The organism is Legionella sp. PATHC035 (assembly GCF_026191115.1).
Taxonomy (GTDB): domain Bacteria; phylum Pseudomonadota; class Gammaproteobacteria; order Legionellales; family Legionellaceae; genus Legionella.
Genome location: NZ_JAPHOT010000001.1, coordinates 1,229,063 through 1,253,570 on the forward strand (window position 1 = coordinate 1,229,063; position 24,508 = coordinate 1,253,570).

Sequence of the window (24,508 nt, forward strand, 5' to 3'; positions counted from 1 at the left end):
CAAAGCGGAGCATACGCAAAGTATGTGAGCATAGAAGCGCGCAGAAAATCGCGACAATTTGACCCAAATAATAGAAAGGTAAACAAGCCCTAATAACAATCAGGAGCAAATACACTATGAGTTATGAAGAATTATCAAGCACTATGGAATTAATACTGCAACAGGGTAAAGGAATTTTAGCTGCGGATGAAAGCAATTCAACTATAGGTAAGCGTTTTACCTCTATTGGAATCGAAAATACAGAAGAAAATCGCAGAGACTATAGATTGCTGTTAGCCACTACACCCAACTTAGAGCAATATATTAATGGGGTCATTTTATTTGAAGAAACCTTTAACCAAACAGATGAACATGGAACTCCGATTACTAAGTTATTTGCAGATAAGGGTATTGTCCCAGGAATTAAAGTAGATAAAGGATTAGTTCCTTTGGCGAATACGGAAAACGAACAAGTCACTCAAGGCTTGGATGGGTTAGCAGAGCGCTTACAGCATTTTAAAAAATTAGGCGCAAAATTCGCTAAATGGCGTAATGTTTATTCAATTTCTGAATTTGCCCCTAGTTTAACCGCTGTGAAAACAGGCGCAGAAAATCTAGCCCGTTATGCTGCAGCTTGCCAAGAAGCAGGTATTGTTCCTATCGTTGAGCCTGAAGTACTGATGGATGGGGATCACAGCATTGAACATTGCGCAGAAGTTTGTGAAATTGTTCTTCATGAATTATTTCATGCTTTATTTATCCACCAAGTTGAGTTAGAACATATTATTTTAAAACCGAGCATGGTAACCTGCGGCAAAGCACATAGTCCGTTCAGTGAGCCTGACGAAGTTGCTGACTATACTATTGGTGTATTTCGTAATAATGTACCTGCTGCAGTGCCAACTATTAATTTCTTATCTGGTGGCCAATCACCACAACAGGCAACAGCAAATCTAAACGCCATTAATAGCATCGACCATCAACCCTGGTTACTCAGCTTTTCTTTCGGAAGAGCATTACAGGAGGACTGTTTAACTGCTTGGGGTGGAAATAAAGCAAATGTCTCTAAAGCACAAGAAGCTTTATTAAATCGTGCCCGCTTAAATAGCTTGGCCTGTGTTGGTGAATATAATCCCAAGATGGAGTGATCGTCTTCTGGGAAAAGAAGAGTACCTACAGCGTAATTAAATCAATCCCGATGATAAGTGTAGCCTGGGTTAAGCACACCGGAACCCAGGTTTTTTCGGTATAAAAAACTGCCGTCATCCCACGGATCGTGAAGGATTATCATATTGTAGTGCCGTGTTATTGGGTAGGAGAGACCTCGCTGGGTTCAGAATGAGGGCTAACTTCACTGTGAGAACAAAAAAACAATATTAGGGCATAAAAATGAATAAGGATATTCTACGCTATAAATCCCGTTTTATAACAATTGCTTTATTATTAGGATATGCATTTTTGCATTATACGCTCACGCGCCCTTTCGTCGAGACTACTTTTGATCAACTCATTAACTTCTCAATACCCTTTCCCTACGCACAACGCGTTTTAGTCCCGCTACTAGTGTACCCATTTTTATTTTTACCGATCCAACCAGGTACCTGTTTTTTTTTAGCAGAATGGTTGTTCACCAGTCTGATGTATCTTGGGATATATCAGTTATTGCGTTTTGAATTTAATGCCCGCCAAGCCCAATTGCTCAGCTGGTTATTTATTTTGCTTTTGCCATTAGTCCTGGTGATCAATTATCGATTTACGGTTGGACGAGCGGCAACCTTTTTTTATCCTGCAGATACACCAGCCCTATTTTTTACAGCGTTGGGTTTTTTATGGTGCCTCAGATCTCAATGGCTGTATTTTGTTCCTTTGGTGTTTTTAGCAACTTTTAATCGTGAAAGCAGTATCTTAATGGTCTTGCTCATCCCTGCACTGCATTGGCAAAAACTCAGAGAAGTATTCAAACCTATATTATTTTCTTTTTTTGCATACTTAACTGCACGAATCATTATTCTAATGAGCCTGAGAGGGATACCTGGAAAACTTATAGAGTGGAATGCTTATAATTCTCCTCATTCTCATTTTGAGATGAATTTGGAGTGGTTATTTGCTGATCTTAATTTATTTATGCTTTGCTTTTGTTTTGCCGGATTACCTTTATTTTGGTTTGGTTTCTATGATTACATTCCCGAAAACTATCGTCCGCTACGTTATGTAACAGCTTTTTATTTTATCGGGTTGCTTCTGGTTGGAAATTTTATAGAACCACGTATTTTTGGTGAAATTATCGTCTTGCTTTATTTACCTATTTGCATCGCTCTTCGCGATTGGATTGCAGATTTTGCACCTTTAATAGATGAGAAAAAATCTAAAAATTACCTTTATTTTTTAAATCGCTATGCCATCCTTACTCTTTTTGCCCTTATCGCTATTTTTCATGTTCCTTTAAATCAAACACTCTTGTGGTGTTTACAGCATTTTAATGCGTGATAAAGAATTGCCAGATTACGCTTGATACACCATTTAATTGAACCTATGCATATCCAGAAAAGCTCGTGTCATTTTGGGTCGTCCTAAACACGATTTGTAATAACAACTCTGGTGAATTATGCATTTTAAAATTTCATTTAGGAATGAAAATTAATGAAGCGATTCTGTGGGAAGAAATCGTCTGAGACAAAGCATTTTTCGCGCTAGGCTAACGAACAGCCGCCTTCATGTTGATGAGTGTGTGGCGGTTCAAATAATCAAATCAAAACGTGCATAAAGCGGCAAATGATCAGACAGCATACGCCAGGGCTTGCCATGCAAACAGGCCACTTCATGAACGTTCATCCCACGAAAATAAACACGATCGACGCAAAGTGCCGGTCTAATTGCAGGGAATGAACGTGCATGCTGCCCCTCCACTGACACAAAAGCTTCTTCTATATTTAAGTGTTCCGCGAGCGGTTTGGAAATAACCGTGCGCCAATCATTGAAGTCTCCCGCCATCAACAAAGGTTCATTTTGCGGGACGACATCCTTAATACGCTGCATTAATGTGTTACATTGCACGATACGCTCAGCCTTAAAAAGACCTAGGTGTACACATAATAAATGAACCGTTATGTGCTCCAACTTAAGTTGCGCGTGCAAAATTCCTCTTGAGGCTCGACGAATGTTGGTAAGATTAATATTCTCAAAGCGCTCAAAAGCATATTTGCTTAAAATAGCATTTCCATGATGTCCTGATTCATAAACTGCATTTTTTGCATAAACATAGTGAGGCCATATATTTTCAGCAATATACTCAAATTGTGGAGAGTCTGGCCAGGAATTGATTCGTTTTTGTCGTTTCCTATGTTCCCCTTGAACTTCCTGTAAGAAAACAAAATCAGGATTTAATTGAGTAATTGCGTCGCGCATTTTAGGAAGCAAAAAGCGCACGGCCCCTACTCCGAATCCCTTATGAATATTATAAGTTATTAATGAAACGCTACGTGCCTCTTTTTGCATGGTTCACTCTTTTCAAGTTTCTGTATTAAGCATATCACCAATGTATAAAAAAATTGTAGTGTGCAAGGAGTAAGGAGCTCATAATTTATCCGAAGATTTAGGACACAACCAGTGTAATCGTTGAAGCAGCTGAGACAAGCATTATATTCAATAATGAATTATAGCCTTCCTGTTTGTTGTAGAGATATAATAATAAATAAGAACAATTTTAAAAAAAGTAACTAAAAATGAAGATGCTAACACTCGCTATTCCAGGTTTTTCTATAGCCTGCAAAACCTGGGGAACCCCTGATAAGCCGACTATCCTAGCACTTCATGGTTGGTTGGATAATGCAAATAGTTTTGCCCCTCTTGCTCCATACTTAGAAAATGATTTCCATTTTGTTGCTGTTGATTTGCCTGGGCACGGTCACTCGTCACATCTTCCTAAAGGATGCCACTATCATTTTTTTGATGGCATTTTTATTGTTATTGAGCTAATCAAAGCACTTAAATTGGATAAAGTACATTTGTTAGGACATTCAATGGGCGCTTGTCTTGCAAGTTTGGTTGGAGGAGTAGTCCCAGAACGATTTCTCTCTCTATGCTTAATCGAAGGATTAGGACCATTTTCCCACCCTGCAGAAACCGCTTGTCTACAATTACGAGAATATGCGCATTTTCTTGTTCAAAATAAGAAAAAATCAAAAGGTTATGACCATATAAATAGCGCAGCTTTAGCACGTGCATTTAAAGGATATGTCTCTTTAGATATTGCAAAAATTCTTTGTGAACGAAGCTTAATTGAAAAAAGGGGGAAATTTTATTGGCGACATGATCAACGTTTACTGGAACGTTCTCCCTTACGTATGACCGAACCTCAGATTCTCTCTTGTTTGCAGGAAATAACGGCGAAGACTTATTTACTCTTATCGAGTAACGGATTTGCTTTTGATACTGAGATAATTAATACCCGTATTAAGACAGTAAAAAATCTCACGCTAAAGAAAATGGATGGAGGACATCACATTCATATGGAGCAGCCAGAAGTTATAAGTAAACTTCTAGCTGACTTTATAATCCAGTAAATGATTACTAGGACTTCTACATCTACGTATTCTATGTTCCATTACACTATAGATTCATTAATTTTGGTTTTGCGATATAAAAGACATTGAAATGCCTTTTATATCGAACTCAAATTAATTACAGCCATCCATATTGGTAGCAATCTTCACTTCATTTAATGACTTTTTAACATCGCATAAAGCGGTCGCAGGAAACGTCTGATGGTTTGGATCAGCAGCGACCAAATCATTGATTGCACTTACCAGACCCTCACCACCTTCATCAAAGTTAGAATAAGGGGTCCAGTAATCCATGTTGGCTTTCACCATAACATCGAATGCTAATCGGGTATTCCAATTAGGTTGATTTGCTAATATGTAGAACAAATGGTTGTATACCCCACTGGAATAGTGAACATCTAAGCCACCGTAATATTCATCAGCAGTATCAATCGACTCACCATCACGACTTGGTTTGTCCATGTAACGTAATGCATCATAGCCGCTGTCTTCCTTCATGATCTCGCCACCTATTTGCCAGGTGCTCTTCTTAACAGAATAATATTCAGCTGCTTGGGCTGCCATATCAGAGAATGCTTCGTTCATACCGCCTGATTGACCATAATATTCAAGGTTGGAATGCTGTTCTGTAAAACCATGGCTAATTTCATGAGCAGCAACGCCAAGAGAGACTAAAGGATACATCATGGTATCACCATCACCAAAAGTCATCTGCTGACCATCCCAATAAGCATTTTCATAGCCTTCACCGTAATGAACTCGCATGACTAATTGCATTGCCGAACCATCCGCATTGCTCAAGGCGTTGGTATCATACCAGTCATGATACATATGGTGAATCACATGACCAGAGTACAAAGCATCATTCGTTGGAGAGGCAGCACCATTTTCTCTATCGTAACCGTCTCCTTTATAACCGGTGAGGTAAATATTTGCATCATTAGTTTGGCAATTAAACTTCATTGCTCTACTTCTTGAACTGTATTTATGACCCATGTCAATTACTTTAACATCTGGGTTTTCCATAAAGCAGATTCCATTTTCAGCATCACGAGTTAAATCCAGATAGGGCAAATCAGTACCGTATTGAATGAAACCTGTTTTATTATTTCCACCAAAACCGGATCCGCTTACAGAATCTCTACTCTGAGTTTTGATATCGTTCCATTGTACAAAAGCTTGCTTGGTTTTTGCGTCAATAATTGCCGTAGGACGCTCTGGTATTTTATCTTTATGGACAACAAGTACACTCACTTTATAAGCCCAATGTGCTTTATGCTGAGCATCGATATAAACCATAGGAATGACTTTTTCGTCACTCACCTCTTTACCGGCATACTTTGCTTTAAATTGTTGTAATGCTGCATCAGCATTGCTCACAAAAGAAGCATCGGGTTGGCCTAATTCATTCTGTAAACCTTGATAAACAACACCATTCATCGCTACATTAGACTGAGCATTAGCTAATGATTTTACTGTATGCATGCTGTGCATAATGGCATAACCGCCATACACAGGAAATCCTACATATTGTTGTTGCATACGCACATGTGTCACTTTATTCGTGTCAGTATGCTCACTAACGAATCGTAAACTGTCTTTTGCAACGGCAACACCTTGAGTCAAAGAAAACTTCTGTTTTACTTGCTCGAGAGATGCTTTTTGTAATGGCATCGGTTCAGCAGCTCTCGCGGGAGATGCTATTCCTAAAGCCAGCGCGACTGCCAGGGGAGATAAATAGTAATTATGATGCATTGAAACCCACTCCTTATTTGCAACTTAATCTAACTTGAAAGCAACTCAGCTCTATCCGAACCAATTAATCCATAAAATCAAGCTCCTAGAAAAAACTTGATTGGTTCTAACCGGTGAGTTACGCCTGCGAACACAACTAATACACTCTAAAACTTATCCAAGCTAGCATAGTTTTGTCATTTTTTAAAATATTATTTGATGCTCGGAGTGAAACTCATAGAAAAATAATGACCACATAGTTTAAAAATTTTTTATCACCCATGCAATAAAAATTCAACGCATTTCTACCGAGTTATTGAGTTTTGATAATACCATGCAGCTAAAGCACCTAGTCCTAATACGAGTAATATGGAAGCCAAGGACAGCTGACCTTGTATCTTGGTTACTGCAATAATACCACTTGTTAATGCGGCAGTTAAATCTTGCAAACTCACATATAATGCGGCCACTGTTCCCGCAATGTGTGGAAACGGGTAAAAAACTCCTGCGAACGCGTTAATAAAAGTAAACCCAGCCCCCATACTAAATAAAGCGATAGGGATCATAATGGTCAGCACATTCATGATTCCCACAAGCGCAAAACTGAGCATGATCCCACCGCCACTCATCATCAAAAAGACACCGATAAATAACATGTAAGAAACACCTTTAACCATCACCAATTGACTGTTAATTATTCCACTTAGACAGATAGCTCCAGCAATAAAAATTGACAATTGACCATATTCTAAAGGAGTTAGTCCCAATACATTTTGAAATAAAAAAGGAGCAATAGTCAGATAAGCAATCAAGCCAGCGCATGCAAAACAGGCGCATAGGGTATAACCTAAAAATATTTTAGATTTTAATAAAGCACCATAATTTTGCAGTATGACTCTTATCTTAGTTGCATCAGGATTAAGATTTTTATTAGTCTCAGGCAAGACCAACAGCATAATGACCCAAAATGTAAGGCCTAAAATAAAAATAAATAAAAAATTAGCCCTCCAGCCAAAATGCTCTTGAATAAACCCTCCCCAAATAGGCGAAGCGACTAAAAGAAGCGTGCTGGCAACACCCACGTAAGAACCAATTTTGGATAAATAGCGGCCAGTAAAAAGATCACGGATTAATGAGCGTCCTACGGAACTACAAGAACCTATGCCAAAGCCTTGTAAAAATCGTCCCAAAATCAATACGCTAACAGAAGGGGCAAGTAAACAGCAAAGAGCCCCTATAACACTTATTCCTATACCATAAATCAAGGGCATTTTACGTCCAATTTTATCGGATAAAGGTCCAAAAAAAATATGGGAAATTCCAAGTCCAAACATAAAAAGAAATAAGGTAAATTGAATTGATGATTCCGTACTATTAAAGTATTTGGTAATCGCAGGTAAAGAAGGAACATATTGATCGATAGAGATTTGCACCAATATCATCATCATCAAAATAATAAAATATATTACAGGTTGTACCTTTTGTACCTCCTGCTGCTCAAGCATTTCCTGCATTATTAATTCCTTTTCCAGGAGGAGTTAAAAAATAAAACTGTTGAATCTTTGAAATAATTTCATTATCTCGTGTAAAAGTCTAGGAGACTGGTATAAAGTGCGCAAATACTCCAGTGAAGGCTATAAAGAAAAAAATATAAAAAAAGCAGAGAACTTGTAGATATCCTCGGAGATATATAGACAATTTTAGGAAGATCAGGCAAAATCTGCCGAAATTGCTTGATACTAACTATCACATGAAAAAAATTCTGGTTTTACACGGACCAAATTTGAATCTTCTGGGAACTCGAGAACCTTCAGTCTATGGAGTCACGACATTAGCTGATATCAACTCTCGTTTAATTAAAGAAGCTACACAAGCTGGTTTTGCATTAAACTGTTGTCAAAGCAATTCGGAAGCAGAATTAATCGAAGCAATTCACCAAGCCAGTATCGACAAAGTAAGTTATATCATTTTTAATCCCGCAGGATTCACACACACCAGCATCGCCTTGAGGGATGCGTTATGTGCTGTGGCAATCCCATTTATTGAAGTACATATCAGTAATATTTATTCCCGAGAACCTTTTCGTCACCATTCTTATTTTTCTGATATTGCAAAAGGTACTATCAGTGGTTTAGGTGCGCAAGGATACTCATTAGCATTAACATCAATTATTGAAAGAGAATCAAACAATGGACATTCGTAAGATCAGAAAATTAATCGAATTGCTAGAAGAAACTGGCATTTCTGAAATTGAAATTAAAGAAGGTGAGGAGTCGCTTAGACTAAGCCGTCACAGCAGTGCCCCAGCAATGGAAGCGCCTCAAGTTCATTACGTTTCTACCCCCGCGCCACGTCAGGATTCACTACCTCCTACAAATAATGCGCCTGTTCCTGCAGCCATTTCTCATCAAGAAAGTAAGACTGCAATGCCCACCACTCCAGGCCATAAAATTCGTTCTCCTATGGTAGGTACCATGTACACTTCTCCATCTCCTGAAAGTCCTCCTTTCGTAACGATTGGCCAGACAGTTAAAGCAGGTGATGTATTATGTATTGTCGAAGCCATGAAAATGTTTAATGAGATTGAAGCGGATCGCGCCGGTAAAATTGTAGATATACTCGTCGCTAATGGAGAGCCTGTAGAATACGATCAGGTCCTGTTTGTTATAGAATAGAGGGTGCATTCATGCTCAGTAAAATTGTTATTGCCAACAGAGGTGAAATCGCTCTTCGTATTTTACGCGCGTGTAAAGAGCTTGGCATTCAGACTGTAGCCGTACATTCAGACGTCGATAAAGACTTATTACATGTTCGTCTTGCTGATGAAACGGTTTGTATTGGTCCTGCTCCAGCACAAAAAAGTTATCTCAATATTCCTGCAATTATTTCCGCTGCTGAAATTACTGATGCCGTGGCAATTCATCCTGGCTATGGTTTTCTATCTGAAAATGCTGATTTTGCGGAAATAGTGGAACAAAGTGGATTTCGCTTTATCGGACCTCGAGGTGATACCATTCGTCTCATGGGTGACAAAGTATCTGCCATCAACGCGATGAAAGCTGCAGGAGTTCCCTGTGTTCCTGGATCAGATGGCCCTTTGTCTGATGATGACCAATTGAATATGGAAGTTGCTCGCAAGATTGGTTACCCCGTTATTATCAAGGCAGCCGGCGGCGGTGGTGGACGAGGTATGCGTGTGGTACATAGTGAGTCGAACCTGCTTAACTCCATTGCACTGACCCGCAGCGAAGCAAAAGCCGCATTTAATAACCCCATTGTTTATATGGAAAAATTCCTTGAAAATCCTCGCCATGTTGAATTTCAAGTGCTCGGAGATGGTCAAGGCAAAGCCATTCATTTAGGTGAACGTGATTGTTCTATGCAAAGACGCCACCAAAAAGTAGTGGAAGAAGCACCTGCTCCAGGAATTAGCCCCGAACTGAGAAAAAAAATTGGTGACTCAGTAGTCAAAGCGTGCCAAGAGCTGAAATATCGCGGAGCTGGAACTTTTGAATTTCTGTATCAGGATGGATGTTTTTACTTCATTGAAATGAATACACGGATTCAGGTTGAGCATCCAGTCACGGAAATGATTACCGGAGTAGATTTGATTAAAGAACAAATCAAAATTGCCAGTGACATCCCGATGACTCTGACGCAAGATGACATCAAATTGCATGGTCATGCAATTGAATGTCGGATCAATGCAGAAGATGCCAAAACCTTCATGCCTTCACCAGGAACAATTAAATTATTACACCAACCTGGTGGCCCAGGCATACGTTTTGATTCCCATATTTATAGCAGTTATACAGTTCCACCCAATTACGATTCGATGATAGGCAAGCTCATTAGTTATGGGGAGACTCGTGCTGAAGCCATTGCAAGAATGCGAAATGCGCTTGATGAAATCATTATTGATGGTATAAAAACCAATATCGAGTTACACCAACGTATTTTCCATGATCAATCGTTTGTTGCTGGGGGTACTAATATTCATTATTTGGAAAAAATGTTGAAGGATTAATGCTGTGTGGTTTCAATTAAAAATAGAACATTGTCCCAGTCAAGAAATCGAATTGCTGAGCAATGAATTGGAAGAATTCGGTGCGCTGTCCATCATGCTGACCGATAAAAATGATAATCCAGTTCTTGAGCCTGAACCAGGAACAACCCCGCTATGGCCTGAAGTCGTTATTCAGGCCTTATTTTCGGAAGTCTTCCAAGCACAGTTTACTCGCGATCTCCTACTGCAAAATCACCCCAAACTGGCATGCACCCTAGAGATTTTGGAAGACAAAGATTGGGAAAGGGCTTGGATGGATGATTTTAAACCACAACGTTATGGACAACGTTTATGGGTCTGTCCCACCTGGTCTACTCCCCCAGAACCCAATGCCGTCAATCTCATGTTAGATCCAGGCCTGGCTTTTGGTACTGGAACTCATCCTACCACTGCTTTATGTTTAACCTGGTTAGAACAGGCTGATTTAAAAAATAAGGAAGTTATTGATTACGGTTGTGGTTCAGGAATACTTACTTTGGCTGCTTTAAAATTAGGAGCCGCAAAAGTACATGCAGTTGATATTGATCAGCAAGCCTTACAAGCCACTCAAAATAACGCTTCAGCGAACGAACTGGACGAGCGTAAATTGTCAATTGGTATGCCTGAAACTCTATCTAAACCGGTAGATTTAATTATCGCTAACATTTTATTGGCACCATTAATTTCTCTTAAAGAACGTTTTCAAGAACTACTAAATCCTGAAGGGATGCTCATTGTATCCGGAATACTGGAAGAACAGGCACCTGAACTGATTAAAACCTATGACTCAATGTTTGTCGTAGTTCGTCAGGAAAATCTTAGTGGGTGGTCATTATTGGCGTTTAAGCCTACAAAAAGTAGTTGATCTGATAAGGCTTTGTTGAAGTAACTATTTTTGAACGATAAGTACCAAATAACTATTGGTCATTCTCGAGAGGGCGGCAACATCCATTAATGAGGCATAATGCCGCAGTTATGACATAGATTACCACTTCGCGACAATGACTTACGATGTGTAACAATATCCCTCATAGAGAGAAGATCAACCGCTTTTTCTAGATTAAATAAATAGTTTTAAATTGCCGCAGTTTTCGGTGACGATGTACAACATATTCTGAGATTATCCAGGTTACGATTATTAAGGAAATTATAATGGCCCAAGAACATACATTTTCCGCTTTTCACCCCAAAAGAGCCCTTCTTAGTGTCTCCGATAAACGAGGCATTGTTGAATTGGGGAAAGCACTTCACCAACAAGGTGTAGAACTTATTGCAACAGGAAATACCGCTGCAATACTCAGAGAGAATAAATTGCCAGTTACCGATGTCAGTGAGTGCACAGGCTTTCCCGAAATGCTTGATGGTCGGGTGAAAACACTGCACCCAGCTATCCATGGCGGTTTACTTGCACGTGGGAAAAAAGATGCAAAGACACTCCGAGAACATTCAATCAGGCCCATTGATTTACTTGTAATCAATTTATATCCTTTTGAACAAACCATCAGCCGCCCTGACTGTAATTTCAATGAGGCTATCGAAAATATTGATATCGGTGGACCCGCTATGATTCGCTCCGCGGCAAAAAATCATGCCCACACCTTTGTGGTAGTTAAACCTGAGGATTATGCAGAACTGATTCACTACTTAAACACCCAAAAAACTCCTTCAGACTGGGGATTCACCTTAGCTAAAAAAGCCTTCGCTCACACCGCAGCCTATGATGCAGCAATTACTAATTATCTAACCACTTTAGATCAAAATTACACCCCCTGTGGATTTCCTGAGGTCCTTACCTGTCAATTTAACAAAATAACCGACTTACGCTATGGAGAAAATCCCCATCAACAGGCTGCTTTTTATGTTGATAAAAATACGGCATCGGGCTCTCTTGGCGCTGCGCAATTAATTCAAGGGAAGCAATTGTCCTACAACAATATTTTGGATGCCGATGCTGCATTAGATTGTGTTAAATCTTTTGCTTGCGACAAACCAACCTGTGTTATTGTCAAGCACGCCAATCCATGTGGCATTGCCATCGGGGATTCGCTTCTTCATGCTTATCTCAAAGCCTTTCAATGTGATCCTACATCAGCATATGGCGGCATTATTGCTTTTAACCAAACTTTGGATGCCAATACCGCAAAAACCATTCTGGAAAAACAATTTGTAGAAGTCATTGTAGCTCCTGATGTCAGTAATGAAGCCAAAAAAGTTCTTGCCAATAAAGAAAATGTTCGTGTTTTGTTGACTGGAACTTGGAAACAAGATGAGGCATTTCGCTTGAACATGAAAAAAGTAGATGGTGGGTTACTTGTTCAAGAACATGATTCACTCTTACTCGGAGGTTATGAATTAAAAACCGTGACCCTAAATAAACCCTCTGAACAGCAAATGAATGATTTAATGTTTGCCTGGCGTGCTGTAAAACATGTTAAGTCCAACGCCATTGTTTATGCTAAAGATGTGGCAACCATAGGATTGGGAGGCGGCCAAACCAGCCGTGTCATGAGCGCCCGCATCGGTCTTTGGCAAGCAGAACAAATGGGGTTAGACACTCATGGTGCAGTCATGGCTTCTGATGCCTTTATCCCTTTTCCTGATACCGTAGAGATTGCTGCAGAGGCAGGAATTTCTGCAATTATTCAACCAGGTGGCTCAATCAGAGATTCACAAATAATTGCTTGTGCTGAGGAGCATGGGCTAATTATGGTCTTCACTGGCGTCCGTCATTTTAAACATTAATAAAGAAGAATAGCGACCGGTCATCCCCAGTACAACCAGGGATGACGACAAAGAGTCCTGGGTTTCACTACGCTTTATCCAGGCTATAATATGGAGAAATACGGTGAGTACTCTTGTAATTACAGGGATTAGTCGAGGAATAGGGCTGGAAACAGCTAAAATCTTCTTAGCACAGGGTTGGCACGTTATTGGCACATCAACGAATGGACATACTCCCCTAACACACAAGAATCTAACAATCTATCCGCTGAATTTATTGGATTCCGAACAAATTAATCACTTCGCAAAACAATTACCAGAAATTGATGTCTTAATTAACAACGCTGCCGTTTTACAGGAAGATTGGCGCGAAAAAAAAATTAACATGCGCCAGTTAAAGGAAACCTTTGCGATCAATGTATTTGGCACCATTGAATTAACGGAACAATGCATTCCACATTTAAATACTCACGCTCAAATCATTAATATTTCTTCAGGATGGGGTGCTTTTAGTTCCAATGACTCCGCTTCGGTACCCCATTATAAAATGTCCAAATCATGTCTCAACATGTATACCTTACTTTTAGCAGAAAGGTTACCTGAAATTACGGTCTCAAGTTTTGACCCGGGATGGGTCAAAACGGATATGGGTACCAACAACGCACCCAAGCACCCATCCCAAACAGCACAAGAACTCTATGAGCTGGTCAATAAAAAAAAGAAAAGTGGTTCTTTCTGGCATAATGGATCAATTAGAGCATGGTAAATTCCTTGATTAAAACCAAAGTCAATGCAATGAACAAACTAATAACTTGCTAAATACCAATAAAAAAACCAAAATATACTCCTGTTAATTTGTCTAACAGGAGTTAGGATGACCCATGACAAAGAACTTGGTGAGTTATTACAAGCTATCGCTGAAAAAAGCCTGCAAATTATTTCCGATATAAAGGAAACGCCATTACAACTTTCATTAATTATCAATCAATATATTGATCTCACGGAACATTTTCAAAATGTGATGACTATTCTGTTGCAGAATCCAGAAAAAATCTGGGAAATGCAACTCGCATACTGGCAAGATGCTATTAATTTAACACAATCTCAAATGCAACACTGGTTGAATGGAACTCCCATGCCTATTCCTGATCCTCGATTTCGCGAGGAGGAGTGGCTCAATAATCCCTTTTTCAATATGTTAACTCAGCACTATCTTTTAGCCAGTCAGCATATGAATTCTTTATTTGAACAATTGGAATACCCTGACAAAAACACCGCAAAACGTCTGCAGTTTTTTACCAAGCAGTATTTAGATGCATTGTCTCCGGCTAATTTTGTTCATACCAATCCTCAGCTTATGGATGAGACATTGAAAAGCCATGGTAAAAATTTACTACATGGCTTGCATAATTTACTCTCTGATTTGGAAGTTGAGTCCCCGCGTCTCATGATAAAAATGACAGATACAGATGCGTTTAAACTGGGTGAAAATATTGCTGTGACTCCTGGAAAAGTAGTCTTTCGCAACAGCATGATGGAGCTTATCCAGTATGCGCCGCAAACAGCCAAAGTCAAATCGGTTCCTCTTCTTATTATCCCGCCTTGGATAAACAAATATTATATTATGGATTTAAGCCCGCATAACTCACTCATTTGCTGGTTAGTGAAACAAGGAATTACGGTGTTTATTATCTCTTGGGTTAATCCAGACTCCAATTTCTCTCATAAAAGTTTGTATGATTATTTAAATGAAGGGCCATCAACTGCGATTAATATCATTCGAAAACAACTGAATGTAGCGCAAGTTAATACCATGGGATTTTGTATCGGAGGAACACTTCTGTGCATGTTACTTGCGTACAATAAGGCACATCAAGATAACTCGATTCGGAGTGCCACCTTCTTGGCATCCATGATTGATTTCAGTGATCCAGGTGATATTGCCGTTTTTATTGATGAACAACAAATCGCCAAACTTGAGGATGAAATGAAGTCAAAAGGATATCTTGCAGGAAAATTCATGGCTTCAAGTTTTAACTCCCTACGAGCAAATGACCTGATTTGGTCGTTTTTTATTAAAAATTATCTGCGTGGTAAAAACCCTGTGCCTTTTGATATATTGTACTGGAACTCTGATTGCACCAATATGCCAGCAACAATGCATTCTCAATATTTAAGATGGATGTATCTGCACAATGACTTGGTCAAACCAGGTAAGATCCATCTTAACCATACCCCAATTGATATCAGCACCATTGACATCCCTACCTTTTTTCTCTCCACTGAAAAAGATCATATCGCACCATGGAAAACAACCTACTTGGGCTTTAAAATGATGAATGGCCCTAAACGCTTTGTTCTCGGAGGCTCTGGTCATATTGCAGGAATTATCAATGCACCTGAAGCGAAAAAATACGGCTATAAAGTGAACCTTCGAGCCCCTGCTCATGCAGAGCAATGGCTGGAACAAGCAACAGAACATCCAGGCTCGTGGTGGCCGGAATGGTTGACGTGGTTAAAGCCTCATTCTGGGAAACTCATACCTGCACCTGATTTTAATAAACTCCCATTAAAACCAATAATGGATGCGCCAGGTAGTTATGTTTTGAAGAAATAAAATCGACCAGCAGCTCGCCGATTTAAGTCATTCCCCTCTCCCACAAGCGGGAGAGAGGATTTCTTCTACTAGATGACCGTTTTGTTTCAACAGCTAGCTCTAAGCTAATTCTTCTCTGAGTTCTTTTTCAATGGTTAAATAGTCAATTTTTCCTGAAGGCAGCACAGGAATTTTGCTTCCTGAAACAATCTGTTGCGGGATAAGCAATTCAGAATAAGCCAGTTCTTGTATTCTTTTCACAAAACTTGCTTTATCCGCATTCGTTGCCTCACTATACAAGATAATTGCTTCTCCTTTTCTCGGACTTTTCTTACTCACTGCAGCATGGAGTAATTCAGGCCAAATCGACGAAGCAATGCCCTCTACTGCAGTAAGAGAGACCATTTCACCTGCGATCTTAGCAAACCGTTTAGCACGACCCGCAATGGTAATAAATCCTTCGTCATTCATCGTGACGATGTCCCCAGTATCATGCCATCCATCCGCTGGAGAAATAAGCGCTCCTGGTTTTTCGGAAGAGAGATAGCCCGTCATTACATTAGGACCGCGAACTATTAAACGCCCTCCTTCAGCAATGCCATCTACAGGTTCAATTCGACTCTCCATGAATGGTAATAACATCCCCACACTCCCTGGTATAGAAGCTAGAGGACAATTCATGGAAATTACGGGTGCGGCTTCTGTAGCACCATAGCCTTCATAAATTTTTACACCAAAAGTATCTATCCAATGGCGAATGGTTTCAGGCTTCACTTTTTCGGCGCCAGCAAAAATGTAACGCACGCTGCTAAAATCATGTCGCTCTGCCGCTCGAGCATAGCCTGTTAAAAAAGTATCAGTTCCAAACATAATCGTAGCGCCGGTTTGATAAACCAAACCCGGAATTATTTTATAATGCAAAGGAGAAGGATAATAAAAGCAACTAATTCCATTGATTAGAGGGAGAATTGAACCAGTAGTTAATCCAAAACAGTGAAAGATAGGTAAGGAATTAAAAAATTTATCCCGAAAAGAAAAGTCAACGCGCGAAGTTAACTGGGCGCAATTCGCTTGTAAATTCGAATGGGTTAAGACAACTCCTTTAGGAACTCCTTCTGAACCGGACGTAAATAATATCACGCCCGTATCTTCCGGAGATACCGGCTCACCAATGAGTTGATAAGCTCGGGAAGGAAATCGTCCCTTGAGTAATCCAGAAAGTTTATGACCTAAATTTATTGAAGATTTAAAATCCTCCAGAAAGAAAACGTTTATTCCTGCGTTCTGTAATCCCACGACCAAATCTTCCAGTTTCGCTGTGGTGATGAATTGTCTTGCCGTATAGATTGTTTTTACTTCTGCAACCTTACAGGTAACCAACAAACTGTGGAGACCAAGACTAAAATTTAACATGGCAGGGATACGTCGATATGCATGCAACGCAAAAAAGGTAACCATTCCCGCAATAGTTGTAGGCAACATGACGCCTACATGTTCTCCAACCTGGGTCTGTTTTTTAATTTGTCGACCCAAAATAAAACAACGTGCAAGAAATTGCTTATGAGTTAAGGGAGCGCGATTTGCATCTTCAATCAATGCCTTGTTCTTTGTTCCTAACGCAGCTCCTTGAATAAGAGCCTCGAACATGGACATGGGTTGAAAGCTGTTTGCAAAAGTTAGCTCGCTAATCAAACGAAATAAATGTGTGCTCACTGAATTTCTGTCAAGGGGCTTATTTTTATCCTGCATATAGGATTGTGTCGGCAATACATGCAAAATAATTTTGGGGAATAAACGAATAAGGTGTTTGTCTTTGCTTAAAGAGAAAATACTGTGCTGAGCACCATCAATACGTATCGGGATAACCGATGCTCCTGCTTTTTGTAATACCATTCCCGGAGCATCAAAAACCTTCAAGCTCTCTTCCTGCACGCCTATTCCTTGAGGAAAGATAACACACCGCTTTCCCTCTCGTATCGCTTTGATCAATGCCCTTGCAGCAAAAGCATTGGTAGAATCGATGGTAATTACATCGGCAAATAGCCTTACCATCTTCATCCGAAGTTTACTTGATGAGTATGGCGGAAAAGCTACAGTCAATTGCTCAGGTAAAAAAGCGGCCAGCAACAGCAAATCAATTGTGGAAGTTCTATTTGCAACAATGACTGAGTTGGGTTCGGGCTGATAATTACCACGCAACTCTACTTTAAACCAGCGTACTAATAGTGCTTTAACCCACTTACGGGCTCGCTGCTTTTGTTTTTCCTTCCAAGTAACTTGTTCCATGTTAGAGTATCTCTTATAAAAAATTCGCTTTCGGTTATACCCAATCAATCATTTTTTTTCAAGATTGCAACGCATAACCAGGTGTAATAGACTTCTTGATAAATTTGATTACTAAGGGCAGCCGTGCGTTTACTGACAAAAACTTATCCGACGCCAAAACAAATCCTATGAATTTTCGTATTATTCATCCCGCTAAAACTATCTTTATTGTTTTAGCCTTGGTATTCCTAATTACCACTGCCTTTTTATTTCAAAAATATTCAAGTGAGATTATTAACTGGGTTGACCATCTAGGCTGGCTTGCACCGCTTTTATTTTTAATTATATATTGTTTTGCCACGATTATGTTCTTACCCACGATGGTGATCACTTTAGCAGGAGGGGCTCTTTTTGGACCCTTTTTTGGTACCCTCCTCAATTTATTAGGCGCAACAAGTGGTGCTGCTTTTTCCTTTTTGATCACCAGGCATCTCGTTTATGACTGGTTTTCTCAAAGAAAAGGAAAAAGACTAAAAAAACTAATCTCTGCCGTAGAACAACGAGGGTGGATGATTGTTGCCATTCTGCGATTATTCCCGATTGTTCCTTTTAATCTAGTCAATTATGGCCTTGGAATCACTGCGATAAAATTCCGACCTTATCTCATTACTACTTTTTTGTTTCTTATACCTGCTGAAATTGTATACACCTATTTTGGATATGCGGGAATGGAGGCTTTATTAAAACAAGGAGCATTTTATAAAAGTAAAGGAATCCTAATAGCAACCTCAATCATCGTGCTGTTGTGTATTATCAAGGTCATGCATTTTAATTACTTTCGTCGCAAATACTCAGAGAAGAAGATAATTGACTGAGTAATGGGTGCTCTACCAAAAATGGAATATCGTCCAGGGAGCATATTGGACGAATCCCCTGTAAGGAATTAGTCGCAAAAAGAACATCCGCTTCTTTTAACATGGATTTTGTCAAAGAAACTTCTCTGCACATTAACCCCTGTTGTTTCGACAGTTGCAAAATCCTTGAGCGGGTAACTCCAGGAAGTACGCCATCGGATACAGGAGGAGTCAGCAGGCAATTATCCTGTATCAAAAATAAATTCGCACAGGTGGTTTCCGTTGCATGATGCTGCAAGTTAAAAAACAACGCCTCATCAGCACCTAAAGCATTTGCTTGACGTCGGGCTAAAATAGCCTCTAAATAGTTGACCGATTTAACTTGATATATAGGATTGTTTCCATCTCTTAACCACGGCGCGCTAACCAATCGCAGGGGATGGGTTTCCACGGTATAGTTAAAAGTCTGGAATATAAGCTGGCTTATCTGTCCCTGAGCTGCTAAGCCCCTAGGTGCCGAGCCGCCACTTAGAATTGCTTTAATACCACCATGATATAAATTATCGCATTTAATTTTATGAAACAGATGCTCTCGCCATTGCTTAAAAGAAAGATCAAAGGGAATACCTAGCTTTAGCGCAGAATCATTTAAACGTTGCCAATGCAAAAAAGCACAACATGGCCTGGCACTCTCCACTTTAAGCGTTTCAAAAAGACCCTCGCCCAAAAAAATGCGATCATCAATTGGAAACGCAAAATTACTGTCCCCTTCAGGGAGTACTCGTGTTCGTGTCATTACTTACTTAAACCTATTATTCAAGAAAAAGCAGTTGCATCGGATACGAGTGTTTATTGACAAGGGAGGTTAATAATCGCCAAAATCGTCCAGCTCATCACGCAAACGTTTTTCATCCAACATATTTTCCAATCGTCTACGAGCGTCCAAACCATTAGGAACAACTTCGGTAACCTCGGCTTCAACATCCAACTCACTATCAACATCAACGAAGTCTTCTCCGACTTCTACAACAGCATCTTCATCATCTTCAAATAAATCACTCATACCATTCTCTCAATGAGTTATACTGTACATGGAATCTAGGGGCTGTCGACACTAGAATTGTCAACAGATCCTAATATCAAAGGATCACAAAAAACCAGGACGGCTTATATACCTTATTTTTTCTTCCTTGCCTAGTTTTTTATAAAAAAATTTGCAATTTCCTAAGATTTCAGAGTGACAAATTTTTTAGAGGATTTCAATACCTTGAATTTTTACAATAAAGAATCGATAATTTAAAGAGAATAATACACCGATACTTGTATGACCGATCAAGTCAAAAAGGCTTTAAGAGATACAATGAAACAAATACGCTCCAAGATATCTGTTTCGTATCGTGCCGCAGCTTCGAGTCAAGTATGCAATCGCATTCGCTTGTTAGAGCACTATCGAAATGCCAAACAAATCGCACTATATTTTGCGATTAACGGTGAAATTGATGTGGATGAACTTTGGAGGAATGCGCTCTCACAAGGAAAAATCTGTTATTTTCCTGTTCTTAATGAAGAAAATTTAACTCTTTCTTTTTTACCAGCAACATCGGATACCCCCTTCCAAAAAAATCGTTACGGGATTGCTGAACCCGCTGTTGATCCTGATTTGTCCATTCCTGTCGAAGAATTAGACTTAGCCATAGTGCCATTAGTTGCTTTTGATGTACGTTGTAATCGCCTTGGTATGGGTGCTGGTTATTACGATCGAACCTTTAAAGGTAGAGAAAATTGTCCTTTATTTGGTGTCGCTTACCAATTTCAACGTGTCGACTCCATCGAACCTGAACCCTGGGATATCCAGCTCAATGCAGTCATTACTCAACGTGCCATCTATTGGTATGGGGGAGATTAGGTTAAAGCATCTGCATTAATTTCTCCCGTACGCACGCGGACCACTTGCTGCAACTCATAAACGAAAATTTTGCCATCACCAATTTTTCCGGTATACGCAGATTTACAAATCGCTTCAATTGCCAATTCAACCATATCATCAGGTAAGGCCAATTCAATTTTAATCTTAGGAAGGAAATCAACTACATATTCAGCACCTCGGTACAGCTCCGTATGACCTTTTTGTCGTCCAAAGCCTCTGGTTTCAGAAATAGTTATTCCTGGCACTCCTATTTCCATTAACGCTTCATGGACATCATCCAGTTTAAAAGGCTTAATAATTGCCATAATCATTTTCATAATATATTCCGCTGTGATAATACTTTTGTTAGACTCTTTGCAAAAACAAACATGGAGTGATTATGTTCGACCCCAAACAATTTGACGATTTAGCAAAAAAACTTTTTGCTGCCCTTCCCCCAAGTCTACAAAACATTGAAAAAGACATCCAACAAAAATTTAAAGAAGTGTTACAAGCAGCTTTTGCGCATATGGATCTGATTACTCGCGAAGAGTTTGATGTACAAACCAAAGTTCTGGGACGAACCCGAGAAAAAGTAGAACACCTTCAAAAGCAAGTCGATATTTTAATGACCCAGCTTAATAAAGAACAAAAGTAGTTGCTGCATCAGTTCCAGCGACAAGACTATAAGCCTATAAACTTTGTTTTAGATTCTAAGACATATCTGATTCGAGGAACAGAGTTTACTTAAGTCAATAGATAGAGATAACGAAGCAATAAAGGAAAAATGCGGGTTACGCTCTAATTTTGTCGAACAATTAGTCCAACATCACAGGAATAAGCAATGAATCTTGCGTTTACTAAAACACGTAGTACTGTGGGGATATTGGCACAACCTGTGTCAGTAGAAGTTCATTTATCGAATGGTTTGCCTGGTTTTACAATCGTAGGCCTTGCTGAAACCGCCGTGAAAGAAAGCAAGGATCGAGTCCGCTCTGCAATTATTAATAGCCAGTTTGAATTTCCCTGCCGAAAAATCACCGTCAATTTGGGGCCTGCTGATTTACCTAAAGCAGGAAGTGGTTTTGATTTACCTATCGCTCTTGGTATTCTTGCTGCTTCCAAGCAAATTCCTCAAAACCAATTAACCGACCATGAGTTTATAGCCGAACTTGCTTTAAGTGGCGAGCTTCGGGGCATTTCCGCTATTATTCCAGCTGTCCTAGCAGCAAATAAAGAAAAAAGCTCACTGATTATCGCCAGTGCTAATGCACATGAGGCCTCCTTGACCGGATATCAAAACATCTACAGTGCCAATAACTTACGTGAAGTATGCAGCTACCTTTGTCAAGGAACTTCATTACACTTCCTCCCCCCTAAACCTGAATCATGCTCGATGCGCTATACAGACGATTGGTCTGATATTAAAGGGCAGTTTCATGCGAAAAAAGCAATGGAAATTGCCGCATATGGCGGACACAGTATTTTACTCAATGGGGCTCCTGGAAGCGGAAAAACCATGCTAGCCAAACGATTCAGGACTCTTTTGCCCCCCTTATCTGAAGCAGAGGCCCTGGAATGTATCGCAATTAACTCCATACGCGGTAAATTACCTGATTTTAGTGAATGGTGCGCCCCACCTTTTCGCACTCCCCATCATACCGCCTCCCCCGTATCCTTAGTTGGCGGGGGAAATCCCCCAAAACCAGGAGAAATATCACTGGCACATCATGGGGTGTTATTTTTGGATGAGTTACCTGAATTTGATCGACACGTCCTAGAAACCTTAAGACAACCACTCGAATCAGGAACAATATGCATTTCAAGAGCGGCAGCACAAATAGAATTTCCAGCGAAATTTCAGCTCATCGCAGCAATGAATCCCTGCCCATGTGGACAATGGGGCAATCCTCAGGCGAACTGTTTGTGCAGCCCTGATCGCATCAAGCGATATCATGCCAAGATTTCAGCACCTTTACTGGATCGCATCGACATGCATATCTCCGTCCAGGCACTCACTCAGGAGGAGTTAGTTACTCCGAATAGTAATCCCGATAAACAAAGTGATCTCATCCGAGAACAAGTTATTAAAGTACGAGCCATACAGTTGGACCGACAAGGTTGTCTTAATGCCTATATAGGAGCCAATACATGTGAAAAAATTTGTGGATTAGGTTCTGAGGAACACGATTTTTTACGACAGTCTATGCTGCAACTCAAACTGTCTGCCCGGGGGTATCATCGTTTATTGAAAGTTGCACGAACTATTGCTGACATTAATGCAAGCAACCAGGTATGCTTAGAGCATTTACAACAAGCATTATCCTTCAGGCATGCTTTACGCACTCCCGGATAAAGGGGATTACCGTTAAACTCCCTTCTCCCCTTGGGGAGTAGGTGCCCTTCAGGGCGGATGAGGGTATTGATTTTAACTCACCAACCCCTACCCCTCTCCCACAAATGGGAGAGCGGCTTCTTAATGGCAGTTAGGTCAATTCCAAATTAAACGTTAAATTGAGTAACCGTATCAGGTAGTAGATTACGGGAACGAACACTCCCAAGACGAAAATAATGATCATGGTTGATATTGAATAATGCATTGCTTGACCAGATTGGATCTCATTATTTCCATAGATGTTTTTTCTTTTGCTTAATAGAGAGCATAGGAGCAATAAACCATAAAAATGGCTGGAGAAAAAACTGATTCGGACCCAAGCATGAGACATTACTTGGCTGTTAACATAATCAATAGGAAAATTGAGGAGAAAGAGACATAAGAGCCACATCAACATGGTTTTTGGCGAAAAGTCATGCTCTTTTAATGCCACAAACCAAATAAGGATCATGGGAAGAATTAACACTGGAAAATAATACATCCATCCAAAAGGGCTCAGAAATAACATCATCGCTAAGGTCAGACAAAAGGGTTGGTGATTTACCGGATCCTTTTGATTTGGACCTAGTTTTCGCCAATACCATCGAAGCAAAAATAAAAATAAAACACCATAGCACAGATTAACTAGTTTCAAATAAAACATATCAGGGAGTTTCTCTCCCCCAAAAAATAGACGAAAAATAAACCCATAAATTGAGGCATTCCAATCATCCCCATACCAAAACACCCCTCGCATCATTCTAAAATATTGCTCATAAACCACCGGCCCATGAGCCAGGAGGGGAAGACATGCAGCCACTAATAAAGTAACCAACATGATTGCAAAAACTCGTTTACGACCTTGTTTTAAAACATAGAAAAATAACAAAGCCGGAAATAATTTGATCGCAATGATAATGCCCCAGAATATACCTGCACGATAGTCACGATCATTTATATAAAAATAATACCCCCCCATAATTAAAAACAATAAAATACATCCAAATTGCTGAGTCACCAGATTCATTAGTGTGGGAAAAAATGCGAAATAGAGAAGATAGACATTGATATAATGTTTCTGCAAAAAACGATGCGAAAACGCATAATAAAAACTAATGGTTACTCCAATTATGCCTAAAATGAACGAAATGCAAACCCAAACAAGTAATGCGTTGGAATAGCTTAATCGCGTTAAAAAGCTAAATCCCCACAAAACAAACGGTGGATTTAAATTAGCAGGCAATATTTTTATAGCGGGCAAAAACGTAGTAAAGAAATTTCTATAAGGATTTTCCCCTTGCATTAATGCCTGAGATGATAGATAAAAAGAAGAGAAATCAACTCGTTGATAATGCTTAAAAATAAAATAGAAAAGCAAACAGTAAAAACTCAGCAATACTAAAATGCATAGATGCTGATAGCGATCGCTCATGGGTATATCCTTCTGAATCAGATGCACATCCTATTGAAAA

22 protein-coding genes are annotated in these 24,508 nt (G+C 39.7%); 14 read left to right on the forward strand and 8 right to left on the reverse strand.

Annotated features, from left to right (window positions below):
- The first annotated feature begins 116 nt into the window (after positions 1-116).
- Positions 117-1,127, forward strand: a complete 1,011-nt coding sequence (locus OQJ13_RS05515; protein WP_265709744.1) for a class I fructose-bisphosphate aldolase — start codon at positions 117-119, stop codon at positions 1,125-1,127.
- Between the two features lie 241 nt (positions 1,128-1,368).
- On the forward strand, positions 1,369-2,466 hold the full coding sequence (locus tag OQJ13_RS05520) for a hypothetical protein (protein ID WP_265709745.1): 1,098 nt from the start codon (positions 1,369-1,371) through the stop codon (positions 2,464-2,466).
- Positions 2,467-2,715: 249 nt separating this feature from the next.
- Here OQJ13_RS05520 and OQJ13_RS05525 read toward each other — a convergent pair whose 3' ends face one another.
- On the reverse strand, positions 2,716-3,474 hold the full coding sequence (locus OQJ13_RS05525; protein ID WP_265709747.1) for an endonuclease/exonuclease/phosphatase family protein: 759 nt from the start codon (positions 3,472-3,474) through the stop codon (positions 2,716-2,718).
- 227 nt (positions 3,475-3,701) lie between these two features.
- Between OQJ13_RS05525 and OQJ13_RS05530 the strand changes: the two genes are divergently transcribed.
- Positions 3,702-4,541, forward strand: coding sequence for an alpha/beta fold hydrolase (locus OQJ13_RS05530; protein WP_265709748.1), 840 nt, complete (start codon positions 3,702-3,704; stop codon positions 4,539-4,541).
- 114 nt (positions 4,542-4,655) lie between these two features.
- Here the strand turns inward: OQJ13_RS05530 and proA are convergent, their stop codons facing one another.
- Together proA and OQJ13_RS05540 are read right to left on the reverse strand one after the other, a co-directional pair.
- The gene (gene proA / locus OQJ13_RS05535; RefSeq protein ID WP_265709750.1) at positions 4,656-6,296 is read right to left on the reverse strand and encodes a zinc metalloprotease ProA; all 1,641 of its coding nucleotides are present in this window, start codon (positions 6,294-6,296) and stop codon (positions 4,656-4,658) included.
- 284 nt (positions 6,297-6,580) lie between these two features.
- Positions 6,581-7,780, reverse strand: a complete 1,200-nt coding sequence (locus OQJ13_RS05540; RefSeq protein ID WP_416209919.1) for a multidrug effflux MFS transporter — start codon at positions 7,778-7,780, stop codon at positions 6,581-6,583.
- A 245-nt stretch (positions 7,781-8,025) separates the two neighbouring features.
- Here OQJ13_RS05540 and aroQ point away from each other — a divergent pair, with 245 nt between their 5' ends.
- From aroQ to OQJ13_RS05575, 7 genes are all read left to right on the forward strand, one after another.
- The gene (aroQ, locus tag OQJ13_RS05545) at positions 8,026-8,478 is read left to right on the forward strand and encodes a type II 3-dehydroquinate dehydratase (RefSeq protein ID WP_265709755.1); all 453 of its coding nucleotides are present in this window, start codon (positions 8,026-8,028) and stop codon (positions 8,476-8,478) included.
- A complete protein-coding gene (gene accB, locus OQJ13_RS05550; RefSeq protein ID WP_265709757.1) occupies positions 8,465-8,950 on the forward strand; it encodes an acetyl-CoA carboxylase biotin carboxyl carrier protein in 486 nt (161 codons plus the stop codon). The genes aroQ and accB overlap by 14 nt, the downstream gene beginning before the upstream one ends.
- 11 nt (positions 8,951-8,961) lie before the next feature.
- Entirely contained in the window at positions 8,962-10,302 is a 1,341-nt protein-coding gene (gene accC / locus OQJ13_RS05555) for an acetyl-CoA carboxylase biotin carboxylase subunit (protein ID WP_265709760.1), read from the forward strand.
- Between the two features lie 4 nt (positions 10,303-10,306).
- Positions 10,307-11,185 carry a 50S ribosomal protein L11 methyltransferase gene (gene prmA, locus OQJ13_RS05560; protein WP_265709763.1) on the forward strand — a complete coding sequence of 293 codons (879 nt, stop codon included), beginning with the start codon at positions 10,307-10,309 and terminating at the stop codon, positions 11,183-11,185.
- A 287-nt stretch (positions 11,186-11,472) separates the two neighbouring features.
- The gene (purH, locus tag OQJ13_RS05565; RefSeq protein ID WP_265709765.1) at positions 11,473-13,062 is read left to right on the forward strand and encodes a bifunctional phosphoribosylaminoimidazolecarboxamide formyltransferase/IMP cyclohydrolase; all 1,590 of its coding nucleotides are present in this window, start codon (positions 11,473-11,475) and stop codon (positions 13,060-13,062) included.
- 103 nt (positions 13,063-13,165) lie between these two features.
- Positions 13,166-13,807 (forward strand): SDR family NAD(P)-dependent oxidoreductase, encoded by a 642-nt coding sequence (locus OQJ13_RS05570; protein ID WP_265709766.1) that lies wholly within the window; start codon positions 13,166-13,168, stop codon positions 13,805-13,807.
- A gap of 108 nt (positions 13,808-13,915) precedes the next feature.
- Positions 13,916-15,658: a PHA/PHB synthase family protein gene (locus OQJ13_RS05575; RefSeq protein ID WP_265709768.1), complete on the forward strand. Its 1,743-nt coding sequence runs from the start codon at positions 13,916-13,918 to the stop codon at positions 15,656-15,658.
- 99 nt (positions 15,659-15,757) lie between these two features.
- On the opposite strand, the gene OQJ13_RS05580 is transcribed toward OQJ13_RS05575, so the two are convergent.
- Positions 15,758-17,923, reverse strand: a complete 2,166-nt coding sequence (locus OQJ13_RS05580) for an AMP-binding protein (protein WP_265709770.1) — start codon at positions 17,921-17,923, stop codon at positions 15,758-15,760.
- A gap of 167 nt (positions 17,924-18,090) precedes the next feature.
- Here OQJ13_RS05580 and OQJ13_RS05585 point away from each other — a divergent pair, with 167 nt between their 5' ends.
- On the forward strand, positions 18,091-18,777 hold the full coding sequence (locus tag OQJ13_RS05585; protein ID WP_322783755.1) for a TVP38/TMEM64 family protein: 687 nt from the start codon (positions 18,091-18,093) through the stop codon (positions 18,775-18,777).
- Here OQJ13_RS05585 and OQJ13_RS05590 read toward each other — a convergent pair.
- A complete protein-coding gene (locus tag OQJ13_RS05590) occupies positions 18,731-19,552 on the reverse strand; it encodes an aminotransferase class IV (RefSeq protein WP_265709774.1) in 822 nt (273 codons plus the stop codon). The two genes, OQJ13_RS05585 and OQJ13_RS05590, sit on opposite strands and share 47 nt — an antisense overlap.
- A 69-nt stretch (positions 19,553-19,621) precedes the next feature.
- On the reverse strand, positions 19,622-19,819 hold the full coding sequence (locus tag OQJ13_RS05595) for a PA3496 family putative envelope integrity protein (RefSeq protein ID WP_028380980.1): 198 nt from the start codon (positions 19,817-19,819) through the stop codon (positions 19,622-19,624).
- A gap of 261 nt (positions 19,820-20,080) precedes the next feature.
- On the opposite strand from OQJ13_RS05595, the gene OQJ13_RS05600 reads away from it, so the two are divergent.
- Positions 20,081-20,662, forward strand: coding sequence for a 5-formyltetrahydrofolate cyclo-ligase (locus OQJ13_RS05600; protein WP_265709776.1), 582 nt, complete (start codon positions 20,081-20,083; stop codon positions 20,660-20,662).
- Here OQJ13_RS05600 and OQJ13_RS05605 read toward each other — a convergent pair.
- Positions 20,659-21,000, reverse strand: coding sequence for a P-II family nitrogen regulator (locus OQJ13_RS05605; protein WP_265709778.1), 342 nt, complete (start codon positions 20,998-21,000; stop codon positions 20,659-20,661). The two genes, OQJ13_RS05600 and OQJ13_RS05605, sit on opposite strands and share 4 nt — an antisense overlap.
- A gap of 62 nt (positions 21,001-21,062) precedes the next feature.
- Between OQJ13_RS05605 and ubiK the strand changes: the two genes are divergently transcribed.
- Together ubiK and OQJ13_RS05615 are read left to right on the forward strand one after the other, a co-directional pair.
- Entirely contained in the window at positions 21,063-21,320 is a 258-nt protein-coding gene (gene ubiK, locus OQJ13_RS05610) for a ubiquinone biosynthesis accessory factor UbiK (RefSeq protein WP_265709779.1), read from the forward strand.
- A 186-nt stretch (positions 21,321-21,506) separates the two neighbouring features.
- The gene (locus tag OQJ13_RS05615; RefSeq protein WP_265709780.1) at positions 21,507-23,018 is read left to right on the forward strand and encodes a YifB family Mg chelatase-like AAA ATPase; all 1,512 of its coding nucleotides are present in this window, start codon (positions 21,507-21,509) and stop codon (positions 23,016-23,018) included.
- 130 nt (positions 23,019-23,148) lie between these two features.
- Here the strand turns inward: OQJ13_RS05615 and OQJ13_RS05620 are convergent, their stop codons facing one another.
- Entirely contained in the window at positions 23,149-24,468 is a 1,320-nt protein-coding gene (locus OQJ13_RS05620; protein ID WP_265709781.1) for a glycosyltransferase family 87 protein, read from the reverse strand.
- Between the last annotated feature and the right edge of the window lie 40 nt (positions 24,469-24,508).

Bases quoted from the DNA above. Each gene is read 5' to 3' on its own strand.
- OQJ13_RS05530 (WP_265709748.1), top strand. From the start codon at position 3,702: ATGAAGATGCTAACACTCGCTATTCCAGGTTTTTCTATAGCCTGCAAA.
- OQJ13_RS05615 (WP_265709780.1), top strand. From the start codon at position 21,507: ATGAATCTTGCGTTTACTAAAACACGTAGTACTGTGGGGATATTGGCA.
- OQJ13_RS05595 (WP_028380980.1), bottom strand. From the start codon at position 19,819: ATGAGTGATTTATTTGAAGATGATGAAGATGCTGTTGTAGAAGTCGGA.
- accB (WP_265709757.1), top strand. From the start codon at position 8,465: ATGGACATTCGTAAGATCAGAAAATTAATCGAATTGCTAGAAGAAACT.
- OQJ13_RS05520 (WP_265709745.1), top strand. From the start codon at position 1,369: ATGAATAAGGATATTCTACGCTATAAATCCCGTTTTATAACAATTGCT.
- OQJ13_RS05580 (WP_265709770.1), bottom strand. From the start codon at position 17,923: ATGGAACAAGTTACTTGGAAGGAAAAACAAAAGCAGCGAGCCCGTAAG.
- ubiK (WP_265709779.1), top strand. From the start codon at position 21,063: ATGTTCGACCCCAAACAATTTGACGATTTAGCAAAAAAACTTTTTGCT.
- aroQ (WP_265709755.1), top strand. From the start codon at position 8,026: ATGAAAAAAATTCTGGTTTTACACGGACCAAATTTGAATCTTCTGGGA.
- proA (WP_265709750.1), bottom strand. From the start codon at position 6,296: ATGCATCATAATTACTATTTATCTCCCCTGGCAGTCGCGCTGGCTTTA.
- purH (WP_265709765.1), top strand. From the start codon at position 11,473: ATGGCCCAAGAACATACATTTTCCGCTTTTCACCCCAAAAGAGCCCTT.
- OQJ13_RS05590 (WP_265709774.1), bottom strand. From the start codon at position 19,552: ATGACACGAACACGAGTACTCCCTGAAGGGGACAGTAATTTTGCGTTT.
- OQJ13_RS05515 (WP_265709744.1), top strand. From the start codon at position 117: ATGAGTTATGAAGAATTATCAAGCACTATGGAATTAATACTGCAACAG.
- OQJ13_RS05620 (WP_265709781.1), bottom strand. From the start codon at position 24,468: ATGAGCGATCGCTATCAGCATCTATGCATTTTAGTATTGCTGAGTTTT.
- OQJ13_RS05540 (WP_416209919.1), bottom strand. From the start codon at position 7,780: ATGCTTGAGCAGCAGGAGGTACAAAAGGTACAACCTGTAATATATTTT.
- OQJ13_RS05585 (WP_322783755.1), top strand. From the start codon at position 18,091: ATGAATTTTCGTATTATTCATCCCGCTAAAACTATCTTTATTGTTTTA.
- OQJ13_RS05575 (WP_265709768.1), top strand. From the start codon at position 13,916: ATGACCCATGACAAAGAACTTGGTGAGTTATTACAAGCTATCGCTGAA.
- OQJ13_RS05600 (WP_265709776.1), top strand. From the start codon at position 20,081: ATGACCGATCAAGTCAAAAAGGCTTTAAGAGATACAATGAAACAAATA.
- OQJ13_RS05525 (WP_265709747.1), bottom strand. From the start codon at position 3,474: ATGCAAAAAGAGGCACGTAGCGTTTCATTAATAACTTATAATATTCAT.
- OQJ13_RS05605 (WP_265709778.1), bottom strand. From the start codon at position 21,000: ATGAAAATGATTATGGCAATTATTAAGCCTTTTAAACTGGATGATGTC.
- accC (WP_265709760.1), top strand. From the start codon at position 8,962: ATGCTCAGTAAAATTGTTATTGCCAACAGAGGTGAAATCGCTCTTCGT.